Source organism: Streptomyces sp. NBC_01635, assembly GCF_045209715.1.
Classification (GTDB): domain Bacteria; phylum Actinomycetota; class Actinomycetes; order Streptomycetales; family Streptomycetaceae; genus Streptomyces; species Streptomyces hirsutus.
Genome location: NZ_CP109277.1, coordinates 6505617 through 6518679 on the forward strand (window position 1 = coordinate 6505617; position 13063 = coordinate 6518679).

Annotated in this window: 7 protein-coding genes; 6 read left to right on the top strand and 1 reads right to left on the bottom strand. The window is 72.5% G+C overall.

From position 1 onward, the window contains the following. The first annotated feature begins 264 nt into the window (after positions 1–264). The 3 genes from OHB56_RS30315 (at position 265) to OHB56_RS30325 (ending at position 5805) form a co-directional block, all read left to right on the top strand. Positions 265–2388, top strand: coding sequence for an ATP-binding protein (locus tag OHB56_RS30315; protein WP_406356695.1), 2124 nt, complete (start codon positions 265–267; stop codon positions 2386–2388). A 205-nt stretch (positions 2389–2593) separates the two neighbouring features. Then, positions 2594–4207, top strand: a complete 1614-nt coding sequence (locus OHB56_RS30320) for a PucR family transcriptional regulator ligand-binding domain-containing protein (RefSeq protein WP_406356697.1) — start codon at positions 2594–2596, stop codon at positions 4205–4207. Between the two features lie 137 nt (positions 4208–4344). Next, the gene (locus tag OHB56_RS30325; protein ID WP_406356698.1) at positions 4345–5805 is read left to right on the top strand and encodes an aldehyde dehydrogenase family protein; all 1461 of its coding nucleotides are present in this window, start codon (positions 4345–4347) and stop codon (positions 5803–5805) included. A gap of 167 nt (positions 5806–5972) precedes the next feature. On the opposite strand, the gene OHB56_RS30330 is transcribed toward OHB56_RS30325, so the two are convergent. Beyond that, on the bottom strand, positions 5973–8939 hold the full coding sequence (locus OHB56_RS30330; RefSeq protein ID WP_406356700.1) for a glycoside hydrolase family 3 C-terminal domain-containing protein: 2967 nt from the start codon (positions 8937–8939) through the stop codon (positions 5973–5975). 388 nt (positions 8940–9327) lie between these two features. On the opposite strand from OHB56_RS30330, the gene OHB56_RS30335 reads away from it, so the two are divergent. The 3 genes from OHB56_RS30335 to OHB56_RS30345 are packed head-to-tail and all read left to right on the top strand — an operon-like array spanning position 9328 to position 13034. Further along, the gene (locus tag OHB56_RS30335; RefSeq protein WP_406356702.1) at positions 9328–11019 is read left to right on the top strand and encodes an extracellular solute-binding protein; all 1692 of its coding nucleotides are present in this window, start codon (positions 9328–9330) and stop codon (positions 11017–11019) included. 27 nt (positions 11020–11046) lie between these two features. Then, positions 11047–12099: an ABC transporter permease gene (locus OHB56_RS30340; RefSeq protein WP_406356704.1), complete on the top strand. Its 1053-nt coding sequence runs from the start codon at positions 11047–11049 to the stop codon at positions 12097–12099. Beyond that, the gene (locus tag OHB56_RS30345; protein ID WP_326754993.1) at positions 12096–13034 is read left to right on the top strand and encodes a carbohydrate ABC transporter permease; all 939 of its coding nucleotides are present in this window, start codon (positions 12096–12098) and stop codon (positions 13032–13034) included. Before OHB56_RS30340 ends, OHB56_RS30345 begins: the two co-directional genes overlap by 4 nt. Positions 13035–13063 lie beyond the last annotated feature (29 nt).

Below are 13063 nucleotides of genomic sequence, written 5' to 3' on the forward strand. Positions count from 1 at the left end.
GCGTTGTCCGGGGGGCCGGGTTGTCCGGTGTGGACATAGCGGGGGCCGGGGCAGGGGAAAGGCGGCGGTGTGACGGCGGTCCGGGGCACGGCGGGCAGGCGGCGCGCGGTGACGGCCGGAACCGCGCGGGATGCGGCGCGACCCGGCACCGGGCGAAGCGCCGTCGTGGCCCGACCCGGCCGGGTGAACGGTGAACTCGCCCTGCGGGGGCGTTAGATTGGCTCGCTGATGGTCAACGGCGCGGCTGCTCAGGGGGCAAGGGCGATGGACGGCGACGGGACGCAGGACGCGCGGGGCACGCACGCGAACCCGGTGCCGCGTCCTGCCGGGCCACCGGAGGTGCCCTCGGTGCCTCCGAGGCCGGCCGGGGCACCGGGCATGCCGCCCCTGCCGGACGGGTCGGCGTTCCTGACCTGGTTGCGCACGCCCCGCCCGGAGGCACTGCCCGGCGTGTGGCGGTTCGGACACCGGCCGCGCCCGGAGGAGGAACCGGAGCGCATTCCGGGACGGCAGCTGTTCAGCGGGGCCCTGATCGCGTTCCTCGTGGGCTGGCTGATCTGGTCGCTGTTGTGGAACGGCTACCTCGGCAGCTGGTGGCTGCTGCCGCTCTACGCGATGATCCCCGACTCGTGGGCCGAGCCGCACAGCTTCGCCGCCGTCGTGGTGGTCTACGCCTACTACGTGCTGATCGCGGGCCTCATCATGGTCGGCGTGGGCCGGCTCGGCCGCTGGGGCGAGATCTGGCGGCGCTACGGGCCGCCCGCCTGGCGTCGCGCCCCCCGGGCCGCCGAGCGCCCGCCGGCCCCCGAGGACGACCCCGCCACCTGGCCCGCGCTGCGTGCCGCCGGCGCCGCCGACGCGGCGGACCGGCTCGCCGCCGACGCGCGCGCCGGGCTGATGCGGGACGTGGACCACGCCCGCATCAGCCGCGCTTGGCAGGGCGTGCGAAGCGGCCGGCACCCTCTCGCGACCTTCACCGGCACGGTGCTCAGCCATGGCGCCGCCGCCTGCCCGCACCCTTCCGGCGTCCGCGACCTGCCCGCCCGGCAGGCCCGGCACGACCTGCTCACCGGGCAGGTACGGCTCGGCACCACCGCCGACGACGCCCGCAACCTGTACGCCTACCGGGGCACCGGCCTCGCCCTCGGGCCCGAACTGCTGGGCACCTCCCTGGTCGCGGTCGGACCGGCCGGCTCCGGCAAGACCGGCGCCGTCGTCCGGCCGCTCGCCGAGTCGCTGTGCCTGCACGCGCTCGCCGGGCGCGCCGCGGTGGTCGTCGTCGGCGCCGCCGGCGTGGGAGCGGGCCCGGCCGACGCGTACGACGTCGTGGTACGGATCGGCAACCCCGACTCCGTGTACGACCTCGACCTGTACGGCGGGACCACCGACCCCGACGAGGCCGCCGCCGTCCTCGCCGAGGCGCTGGTCGGTGACCTGGCCGATCCGCACCCCGGCAACGACAGCCGGCGCGCCACCACCGTCCTCGCCCAGCTGCTCGGCCCCTTCCGCGCGGTGCACGGCCGCTTCCCCTCCGTCCCCGAACTGCGCGGCCTGCTCGACGGCTCGCCCGGCCCGCTCGCCGAGCTGCGCCGGGGTCTGACGGAGACGGGGCAGGAGTCACTGCTGCGCGAACTCGACGCCCGGGAACGGCAGATGGCGCATCCCGGTGACGTCGGCGGGGTCCTCGCCGATCGGGTGGCGCTGCTCGACCGGCCGGCCTTCGCGGGGTTCTTCGACACCTCCGGGCAGTCCCGGCCCTTCACCCTCAAGGCGCTGGACCACCCCGTACGGGTCCGGGTCGACCTGCCCGCCCGGGGCCACGCCGACGCGTCGCGGGTGCTGGCCCGGCTCGTCCTCGCCCAGTTCACGGCGAGCGTGACGGAGCGCGAGGACCGGTCCCTGTTCGCCTGCCTGGTGCTGGACGACGCGACCGGCGTCATCACCCCCGAGGCCGTACGCGGCATCCAGCGGCTGCGGTCGGCCAACGCGGGGGCCGTACTCACCCTGCGCACCCTGGACGACGTGGCGAGGCCTTTGCGCGGCCCCCTGCTCGGGACCGTCGGGTGCAGGATGGCGCTGGCCGGGCTCACCCCCTGGGACGGGCAGGACTTCGCCGAGGTCTGGGGCAAGGAGTGGACCGAGGCACGGGACGTCACCGACCGGCAGATCATCGCGGAGAGCCCGGCGGGCAAGGCCTGGCACGCGGTGCGGCGGGCGATCACCGGCAAAGCGCCGACCGCGCGGGCGGTCACCGTACGGCAGGTCGAGCGGGAGCGGTGGTCCGCGTCCGAACTCGCGCACGCGATGCCGGCCGGGCACGCGGTGCTGTCCCTGACCGACGTCCGGGGCGAGCACACGCCGCCGCTGCTGGTCGACCTGCGGGGCTGAGGGGCGCGGGGCGGGGTGGCGCAGCTCCGGGCGGGGCAGTCCGCAGCGGGCGGGCGAGCGTCGGGAGCGGAGCATATGTGGCGACGCAGTGTGCATACGGTGAGGCAGAATCGACAGGGGTCGTTCATACGTGGCGGCCAAAACGTCATATCACTCACCGGCTCGGACACCCGACCGGCCGTTCCCCCGTCGACCTGAAGGCGCCATGCCCCTGACGCTCGCTTCGCTCGCACACCACTCCGCGCTCAAACTGACCGTGCGCGCGGGTGAGGACGGCCTCGATGTGCCGGTCCGCTGGGCGCACGCCAGCGAGCTGGCCGACCCCGTGCCGTACATGGAGGGCGGTGAGCTGCTGCTCATCACCGCCCTCACACTGGACGCGGAGGACGCGGCGGCGATGCGCCGCTATGTGAAGCGGCTGGTGGAGGCGGGGGTGGTCGGCCTCGGCTTCGCCGTCGGGGTCCACTACGAGGACATCCCCGAGGCACTGGTCGAGGCCGCGCGCGAGGAGGGGCTGCCGCTCCTGGAGGTGCCGCGCCGCACGCCCTTCCTGGCGATCAGCAAGGCCGTCTCCGCCGCCGCCGCGGCCGACCAGTACCGCGCGGTGACCGCGGGCTTCGCGGCCCAGCGGGAGCTGACCCGGCAGGCGCTGACCGGCGGGCCCGAGGGCCTGCTGGCCGCGCTCGCCGCCCAGGTCGACGGATGGGCTGCGCTGTACGACGCCTCGGGCGCCGTCGTCGCCACGGCGCCGGAGTGGGCGGGCCGGCGCGCCGCACGGCTCACGGCCGACGTGCGACGGCTGCGGGAGCGGGCCGCGCCCGCCTCGTCGGTCGCCGCCGGACCGGAGGACGACGACCGGGTCGAACTGCACACCCTCGGCACCGGCCGGCGCCCCCGGGCCGTGCTCGCCCTCGGCACCGCCGCGGCGCTCGGCACCGCCGAGCGGTACGCCGTCCACTCCGCCATCGCGCTGCTCACCCTGATCACGGAACGCTCCCGCTCCCTGCACGCCGCCGAACAGCGGATCGGGGCCGCCGTCCTGCGCATGCTGCTCGCCGGTGAGCCGGACCACGCCCGCGCGGTGGCCGGACACCTGTACGGCGGTCTCCTGGACGCACCCTTCCGGATCGTCGTGGCCGAGACGGGCACGGCGCCCGCCGCCCGCGCCCAGGGCGACCCGAACGGCGACGCCCTCGGCGCGCTCGAGGAGGCCATGGAGTCCGCCGCCGCCCGCTCCGGCGAGGCGGTCCTGGTGGTGCCGGACGGAGAGCGGCTGGTGGTGCTGGCCGCGGACGGCGGCGCGGCCGTGGCCGCGTGCTGCGACCACGCGGCCGCCCTGGAAGCCGTGCGCGGCGCCGGGGGAGCCCACGAACCCCTCATGGGCGCCGACGAGGACGAACTGGTCGTGGGGCTCTCCGCGCCGGTCGGCCCCATCGCCGCGTCCGCCGCCTACAAGCAGGCCGGACAGGCGCTGTCGGTGGCCAGGAGGCGGGGGCGGGTGCTGGTGGAGCACGAGCAGATGGCCGCCGGGTCCGTGGTGCCGCTGCTCGCGGACGACGCCGTCCGCGCCTTCGCCGACGGACTGCTGCGGCCGCTGAACGAACACGACGCGACCGGGCGCGGCGACCTCGTCGCCTCGCTGCGCGCGTGGCTCTCCCGGCACGGGCAGTGGGACGCCGCGGCGGCCGACCTCGGCGTGCACCGCCACACCCTGCGCTACCGCATGCGCCGGGTCGAGGAGATACTCGGCCGCTCCCTGGACGACCCGGACGTCCGCATGGAGCTGTGGCTGGCGCTGAAGGCGACGTCGTCCGACTGACGGCCGCCGATCCGCCAAAGCGGCGCGCCGGGGTGAGCGACTGCTACGACTCGGACAAACGCCCCGTCGTCGGCGCGCCCCTACGGTGGATGTGACAGGCCAAACATCCACCCAACGCGGAAGGGCCGGGATTCCCCATGCCTCAGAAAGACAGGGCGGCCACCCACGCCTTCTGGCTCGCCGGCCGCCAGGCCACCGGCGAGGCCTCCTTCGACGTCACCTCCCCGTGGGACGGCCGGGTCGTCGGTACGGTGAGCGTGCCCACCGAGGCCCAGGTCGAGGAGGCCGTGGCCGCCGCGTACGCCGTACGGGACGCGTTCGCGGCCACCCCCGCCCACGTCCGCGCCGCCGCTCTCGACCACGTCGGCCGGCAGCTCGTCGAGCGCACCGAGGACATCGCCCGGCTGATCTCGGCCGAGAACGGCAAGCCGATCAAGTGGGCGCGCGGCGAGGTCGGCCGGGCCGTGTCCGTGTTCCGTTTCGCCGCCGAGGAGGCCCGCCGGTTCAACGGCGGAGAGAGCCAGCGGCTCGACACCGACGCCGGCGGCCAGGGGCGGCTCGCCCTCACCCGGCGGTTCCCGAAGGGCGTCGTCCTGGGCATCGCGCCGTTCAACTTCCCGCTGAACCTGTGCGCCCACAAGATCGCCCCGGCCATCGCCGCCGGTGTCCCCATCGTCCTCAAGCCCGCCCCGGCGACCCCGCTGTCCGGGCTGCTCATCGGCGAGCTGCTCGCCGGGACCGAGCTGCCGGCCGGTTCCTGGAGCATCCTCCCGGTTCCGAACGACCGCATGCCCGCCCTGGTGCAGGACGAGCGGCTGCCGGTGATCTCCTTCACCGGTTCCGAGAAGGTCGGCTACGCGATCATGGACTCGGTGCCGCGCAAGCACTGCACCCTGGAGCTCGGCGGCAACGGCGCGGCCGTCGTCCTCGCCGACTGGGCGAGCGACGAGGACCTGGACCGGGCCGCGCAGCGCATCGCCGCGTTCTCCAACTACCAGGGCGGCCAGTCCTGCATCTCCGTGCAGCGGGTCATCGCCGACACCTCCGTGTACGACAGGCTGCTGCCGCGCATCGTCGCCGCCGTGGAGGCCCAGGTCACCGGCGACCCGGCCGATGACGCGACCGACGTCGGCCCGCTGGTCAGCCAGGACGCCGCCGAACGCGTCGAGGCGTGGGTGCAGGAGGCCGTCGAGGCCGGCGCCACCGTCCTCGCCGGTGGCAAGCGCGACGGCGCCTCCTACGCGCCGACCGTGCTCGCCGACGTACCGGCCGGGGTGACGATCGCCCGCGAGGAGGTCTTCGGCCCTGTCCTGACGGTGACGAAGGTGGACGGCGAGGCAGCCGCCTTCGCCGCCGTCAACGACTCCAAGTACGGCCTCCAGGCAGGCGTGTTCACCCGCGACCTCCAGGCCGCCTTCCGGGCCCACCGCGCCCTGGAGGTCGGCGGCGTCGTCATCGGCGACGTGCCCTCCTACCGTGCCGACCAGATGCCTTACGGCGGCGCCAAGCAGTCCGGTGTGGGCCGCGAGGGCATGAAGTTCGCGATGGACGACTACACCTATGAGCGGGTGATGGTCCTGAGCGGCCTCGCCCTCTGAGGCAGGCGGCCGGTTGCCGGTCTCCGGGAGCCGTTTTCGGGTGGCCTCGCGGGTGACGCGGGAGGGCCGCCCGCGAGGGGCCCGGCACCGATGCCTTTCGGTGCCGGGCCCCTTCGGTTCCGTTCCGGTGCGTACCTCTCCGTACCTCTCCGTACTTCTCCGTGTCCTCAGGCGGAGAAGCCGACCCGCGCGAGCCGCAGCGGGCCGCGCAGCCGCAGGCGCACCTCGTGCACCCCGGCGGTGGCCAGCGGGACCCCGGGGGAAGCGAGGGGAGCGCCGAGCGTGACGTACTCGTACGGGCCCGACGCCGGGGCCGACGGGGACAGTCCGGCGAGCACCGGGCCGTCGTCGAGGGAGAGTTCGACGGTGCCCTCGCCGGACACCTCGACGGTCACCTCCCTCGCCCCGTTCCCGAAGTCGCAGCGTCGGAAGACCAGTTCGCCCTCCTGCCCGGCCACCGGTGTCACCGCGTCGCCCGACTCCTTGCTCCGGTCGACGATCTCGGTGCCGCTCTGCTCGTCGAAGCCGGCCGCGTCCAGGCCGTGTTCGAGCACCGCGCGGGGGACGGCGGGCTCGCCGTCGAGCGTGAGGGTGGTCCACTGCCGGACGTCCGCGCTGGACGCGCCGGCCAGCAGCTCGTACCGGCCCGGCTCCACCCGCCACCGGCCCACCGCCACGTCCCAGAACGCGAAGGCGGACAGGGGGAGTTCGAAGGTGATCCCGGCTGTCTCGCCGGGCGCGAGGGAAAGCCGCCGGTGGGCCACCAGCTCGCGCAGCGGACGCGGCACCGAGGGGTCCACGGCCCGCGTGTAGAGCTGGACGACCTCGTCGGCCGTGACGGCCCCCGTGTTGGTGACCGTGAACGAGACGCGTACCCCCTGCTCCTCGGCCCGCGCCGTGAGGCCGCCGTAGGCGAAGGCCGCGTACGACAGGCCGTGGCCGAAGGGGAACAGCGGAGTGCCCCCGAAGTACAGGTAGGTCTGGCGGGAGCCGATCACGTCGTAGTCGAGCAGACCGGGGAGGTCGGCGTCGTCGGCGTACCAGGTCTGCGGAAGCCGGCCGGCGGGGGAGACGTCACCGGCGAGCACCCGGGCCAGCGCGGTGCCCGCGGCCTGGCCGCCGTGCGCGGTCCAGAGCATCGCCGGCAGGTCGGTCGGATCGACCGCGTACGGGTAGGCGGAGACCAGCGCCAGCACGGTGTTCGGGTTGGCGGTGCGGGCGGAGCGCAGCAGCAGCTCCTGCTGGGCGGGCAGCCGGAGCGTCGTCCGGTCCTCGGTCTCCCGGCCGTTGATGTGCGGGTCGTTGCCGGCGACCACCACGACCGCGTCGGCCCGTGCCGCGGCCCGCGCCACCGCCTCCTCGCCGTGCTCGGTGACGATCAGCTCGAAGACCTCGGGGCCCGCGCCGGCTGCCGCGTCCTGCCCGGCAGCCGTGCTCTCCGCGGCAGCGGCGTTCTTTGGGGCAACCTTCACGCCGTCGGCGGCGACCTGCACAGGGAGTCCTGTTCCCACGTGCCTGAGGAGGTGACCGCCACCGTGCGGTTCCAGCCGGAACGTCTCCTGCACGACCCAGCCGCCCGGCTGGTCGGCGGAGGCGCGGAGGTAACCGTCCTCGGCGACCGACAGATACCGGCCGTCCGGGGCACGCAGGGTCAGCACGCCCTCGCCCCAGTCGGCCAGGGCGAGTTCGGTGCCCTCCGGTCCGGCGGTGAGCGGGGCCAGGTCGGTACGGCCGGCGAGCAGCGCCGGATCCAGCGCGCCCTCGGCGCCGCGCGCCGCCTCAGGGGTGTCGGGCGCCGGCGGGACGTGCAGGAAGGCGCCGGCGGAGGTCTTCAGCAGGACGCGGTCCACGCCCTCCGTGAACTCCACCCGCTCGGCGCCGAACCGCTCGTAGAACCCTTCCAGGGGAGTGGAGCGGTGGATCAGGGTGCCGCTGTACCAGTCGAGCTTGCATTCGTCGGCCAGCAGACCGACCACGGCGACACGGGTGTGCGCCGGGGCCAGGGGCAGCAGGCCGTCGTTCTTCAGCAGGACGACGGCCTGCTCGGCGGCCTCCTGCGCCAGCGCCCGGTGCTCCGGAGTGTCGAAGGCGTGCTCGTCGGCGCCGCCCCCCGTCTGCGGGGCGCCGGCGTCCCCGGTGTTCCCGCCGCCCCCGTACGGGTCCGCGCCCGGGTCGAACTCGCCGAGCCGGAAGCGCACCGAGAGCTGCCGGCGGACAGCGCCGTCGATCTCGGCCTCCGTCAACAGCCCCTGCCGCAGCGCCCCTTCGAGGCGTCCCACGATGACCGAGCTGTCCGTGCCGTGGTCCGTGAAACTGTCGACCCCGGCCCGCAGCGAGGCCGCGACGGCCTCCTCGTGGGTGTCGAAGTAGTGCTCGGAATCGACCAGGTTGGACGGTGCGCCGGCGTCCGAGCAGACCAGCAGCTCCTCCTCGGTCCAGGTGCGCAACTGCTCGCGCAGATACGGCGAGACATGGTTCGGACGACCGTTGACCAGGTTGTACGCGGGCATCACGCCGGCCACCGCACCCGCCTCGACGGCGTCCCGGAAGGCGCGCAGATCGTACTCGTGCAGCACCCGCGGGCGGACCGAGCTGGACGTGGTGTCCCGGGCCGTCTCGTTGTTGTGCGCGAGCCAGTGCTTGAGCACCGGCGCCGTCCGCCAGTACACCGGATGGTCACCGCGCAGACCCCGGGTGTAGGCGGTGGCAATCGCCGAGGTGAGCCGGGGGTCCTCCGAGTAGCCCTCCTCGTTGCGGCCCCACAGGGGGTGGCGCAGCAGATTGACGGTCGGTGCCCAGACATTGAGACCGACCCGCTCGTCCCGGGCGCGCATCGCGCGGGCCTCCCGGGACACCGCCTCGCCGACCCGGCGCACCAGCTCCGGGTTCCAGGTCGCCCCCAGCCCGACGGCCTGCGGGAACACCGTCGCCGGACCCATCCAGGCCACACCGTGCAGTGCCTCCTGACCGGTGCGGAAGGCGGCGACGCCCAGCCGCTCGACGGCGGGCGTGAACTGGTGCAGGGCTCCGGTTCTCTCCTCGAGGGTCAGCCGCGACAGAAGGTCGTCGATGCGCTTCGTGAACGGCAGGTGCGGATCGCGGAAAGGCGGCGTGGGCGGTGTTGGTGCGGTCACGTGGGCATCCCCTTGCGAAGGAACGACGAAGCGCTTTCGAAGCGCTTCGATGCTGATTCCGAGGAGGGGTGGGTGTCAAGGACGCAGGGGAGAGCGATCGGACGCCTGGCGGAACCTCGCGGACATTTCCTTGAAGACCGCGCGTGCATTGCGCATGCATGGTGATATTGCGGCTCCTCGGCGCACCTCCGAGGAATCTTGTAAGCAACTCTTGTGCGTCCTTGGGTGTTCACTTAACCTCGCAGCAACATCGAAGCGCTTCGACTGCGAGGCCGCCTCCCCGGCACGTTCCCTCCGAACGACCGCTTCGGCTCAGCCAGTTCCAGTGAAGACACCGCAGCCGACGGCCGCCGCCGGGTGTCCTGGTGTGCCATGAAGGGTTGACGCAATGACGCCGAATGCCTCCACCTCCTCCGGGCCCAGCCGGAGAAGCTTCCTCGCCTCCACGGCGGTCGCCACCGCAGCGGTGGCGGGGGGAATGCCGCTGCTCGCCGCGTGCGGGGGTGCGGACGGCGGCTCGCGTGAGGGCACCACCTCGAGCAAGGACGCGAAGGACATCCTCCCGGCCTTCGTGGCCGGCAGCGTGGTGACCCCGGACATCGCGTCGAAGAACGGCTCCGCGGTCGGCTTCACCGGCAAGCTCGACCTCGCCGGCCTGAAGACCTCGGTGCCGGAGAAGCTCGGCAAGGGCGGCAAGGTCACCGTCATGGCGCCGTTCTGGGGTTCGCCGCCCAAGGGCGACAACGCCTACTACACGGCCATGAACGACCTGATCGGCGTCGACGTCGCCTGGCAGAACCAGGACGGCAACACCTACGACCAGAAGCTCGGCGCGGTCCTCGCCTCCAGCGACGTCCCGGACGTCGTGGTGATCCCCGGCTGGAACATGGGCGGCAAGATACCGAGCGCCATCACGAGCAAGTTCGCCGACCTCGGCCCCTACCTGTCCGGGGACAAGGTCAAGGAGTACCCGAACCTCGCGGCGATCCCGACGGACGCCTGGCAGCGCTCCATCTTCGGCGGCAGACTGCGGGGCCTGCCGATGCCCGCCTCCTACGTCACCAACATCGTGCCGTACTACCGCAAGGACGTCTTCGACGAGGAGGGCTACGACATACCCGCCTCCGCCGACGAGTTCATGGCCCTGGCCAAGGACGCCACCAACGCGAAGGCGAAGCGGTGGGCCTGCGGCGACATGAAGTGGACCGCGTTCAACGCGTTCGGCGTGCCCTCCGGCCAGGAGAAGCCGCTCGGCTGGATCGAGGAGGGCGGCAAGCTGGTCTACCGGGCCGAGCTGGAGCAGTACCTCGAGGCCCTGGAATGGACCCGCAAACTGTTCGCCGCCGGTGTCGTGCACCCCGACTTCAAGCTAGGCAAGAGCCAGGCCACCGACCCCGGCACCAAGTTCGCCGCCGGCGAGTTCCTGATCTACAACAACGACATCTCCAGCTGGTACGGCCTGACCGCGGCACAGGCCACCCAGAACCCGGACTTCGAGATCTGGGGCATGGACGTCTTCGGCCACGACGGCGGCGACCCCACGCTCTACGCGACGCAGCCGGCCAACATCTTCGCCTTCGTCAGCAAGAAGGCCTCCGAGGCCGTCGTCCGCGACACCCTGGCGGTCGCCAACGTCACCGCGGCGCCGTACGGCACCAAGGAGTTCATGCTGACCAACTACGGCGTCGAGGGCACCCACTACAGCGTCGAGGACGGCGTCCCGGTCAAGAACGACACCGGCAACAACCACGTCGTCAACGCCTATGTGATGGTGGCGAGCCCCGCCCCGACCATCGCCCACCCCGACTTCGCGAACATCGCCGAGGGACAGGTCGAGTGGCAGCAGCGGATGGGCGCCTTCACCAGGAAGACCCCCTTCTACGGGATGCAGATCACCGAGCCCTCCCGCCTGACCGGCCTCTCCAACGACTTCGAGCAGCTCGAGGACGACATCGTCCGCGGCCACAAGAAGATCGGCGACATGCAGCAGGCCGTGTCCGACTGGAAGAGCAAGGGCGGGGACAAGCTGCGCGACTGGTACCGGAAGATCCTCGACGAGAACGGCCCGGCGGCCGGCTGACCCGGGACCGAGGCAAGGAGAACCGCCGTGTCGCACAGCACGGTGCCTCGGAGCAAGGCCGAGGCCACGAAGCCGGTCGAGGAGCCGGCGGCGTCCGGTGACGCCGCCGGCCCGCCGGACGCGCCACCCCGGGGAAAGCGGAGAAAGCGGGGCAAGCTGAGCCTGCGGCTCCGGTACCGGCGCGACCGCGTCCTGCTGCTGATGACCCTGCCCGCCGTGGCACTGGTCCTGGTCTTCAACTACCTGCCGATCCTCGGCAACGTCGTCGCCTTCCAGGACTACGACCCCTACATCAGCGACAACGGCGTCGTCTCGATACTGAACAGTCCCCTGGTGGGACTGGAGAACTTCCAGCGGATCATGGAGGACTCGGCGTTCTGGAACGCCCTGAAGAACACCCTGGTGCTCTTCTTCCTCCAGCTCGTGCTGTTCTTCCCGATCCCGGTCCTGCTCGCGCTGCTCATCAACAGCGTGATCAGGCCCCGGGTGCGGGCGGTCGCGCAGGCCATCCTGTACCTGCCGCACTTCTTCTCCTGGGTGCTGGTCATAGCCGTCTTCCAGCAGCTGTTCGGCGGCGCGGGAATCTTCTCGCAGCTCCTGCGCCAGAACGGCCACGACGGCCTGGAGGTCATGACCAACCCCGACACCTTCGTGTTCCTGCTCACCGCGCAGAGCGTGTGGAAGGACGCCGGGTGGGGGATCATCGTCTTCCTCGCCGCGCTGGCCTCCGTCAGCCCCGACCTGTACGAGGCCGCCGCCATGGACAGCGCCGGACGGTGGCGCCGGATGTGGCACGTCACGCTGCCCGCGCTGCGGCCCGTGATCGCGCTGCTGCTCGTCCTGCGGGTGGGCGACGCGCTCACCGTCGGCTTCGAACAGATCCTGCTGCAACGCGACGCCGTCGGGCCGGGGGCGTCGGAGGTCCTCGACACCTTCGTCTGGTGGAACGGCGTGCGCAACCAGGACTTCGGCTACGCGGCCGCCGCCGGCCTCATCAAGGGCGTGGTCAGCCTCGGTCTGGTCCTCGCCGCGAACAAGGTGGCCCATCTCATGGGCGAGCAGGGGGTGTACAAGAAGTGACCGCCGTGATCGACGAACCCACGACGCACAAGGTCCGGGGCTGGGCCGCCCCGCCCCGCCCGGTGTGGGAGGAAGCGCCCACCGGGGCCGGGCTCGCGGGCAAGGGCATCGTCCTGGTTCTCGCCTGCCTGGCGGTCGTCTTCCCGCTGTGGATCGTGATCGTCACCAGCCTGTCCACGCGCAGGACCATCGACGAGGCCGGCGGCCTGGTGATGGTGCCCAAGGACATCACCTTCATCGCCTACCAGGAACTGCTCAGCGGCGGCCAGGTCACCCGGGCCGCGCTGGTCAGCATCGGCGTCACCCTGGTCGGCACCCTGTTCTCGATGACCGTGTCCGTGCTCTGCGCCTACGGCCTGTCGCGCACCGACTCGCTCGGGCACCGCTGGATCCTGATGACGCTGCTGGCGACCATGTTCTTCAGCGCCGGCCTCATCCCGACGTACCTGCTGGTGCAGACCCTCGGCCTGACCGACAGCTACCTGGCACTGATCCTGCCCAGCGCGATCAGCGTCTTCAACATCCTGGTGCTGCGCGGCTTCTTCATGAACATCTCGCAGGAACTCGTGGACAGCGCCCGCATCGACGGCGCGGGCGACTTCCGCATCCTGTGGCAGATCGTCATGCCGCTGTCCCGCGCGGTGATCGCCGTCATCACGCTCTTCTACGCCGTCGGCTACTGGAGCGCCTGGTTCAACGCCTCCCTGTACCTCAACGACCAGAACATGCTGCCCCTGCAGAACGTCATGATCCAGCTCGTCCAGAAGCAGGAGGCCCCCGTCGGCCTCGGCCAGGCCATCAGGACCGGGCAGCTGTCGGGACTGGCCGTCCAGATGGCCGTCATGGTCATGGCCCTGCTCCCGGTCGCCGTGCTGTCCCCCTTCGTCCAGAAGCACTTCAAGAAGGGCATGCTCACCGGCGCCGTGAAGGGCTGACGGAGGGGGAACCCCGGCCCACCGCCGCG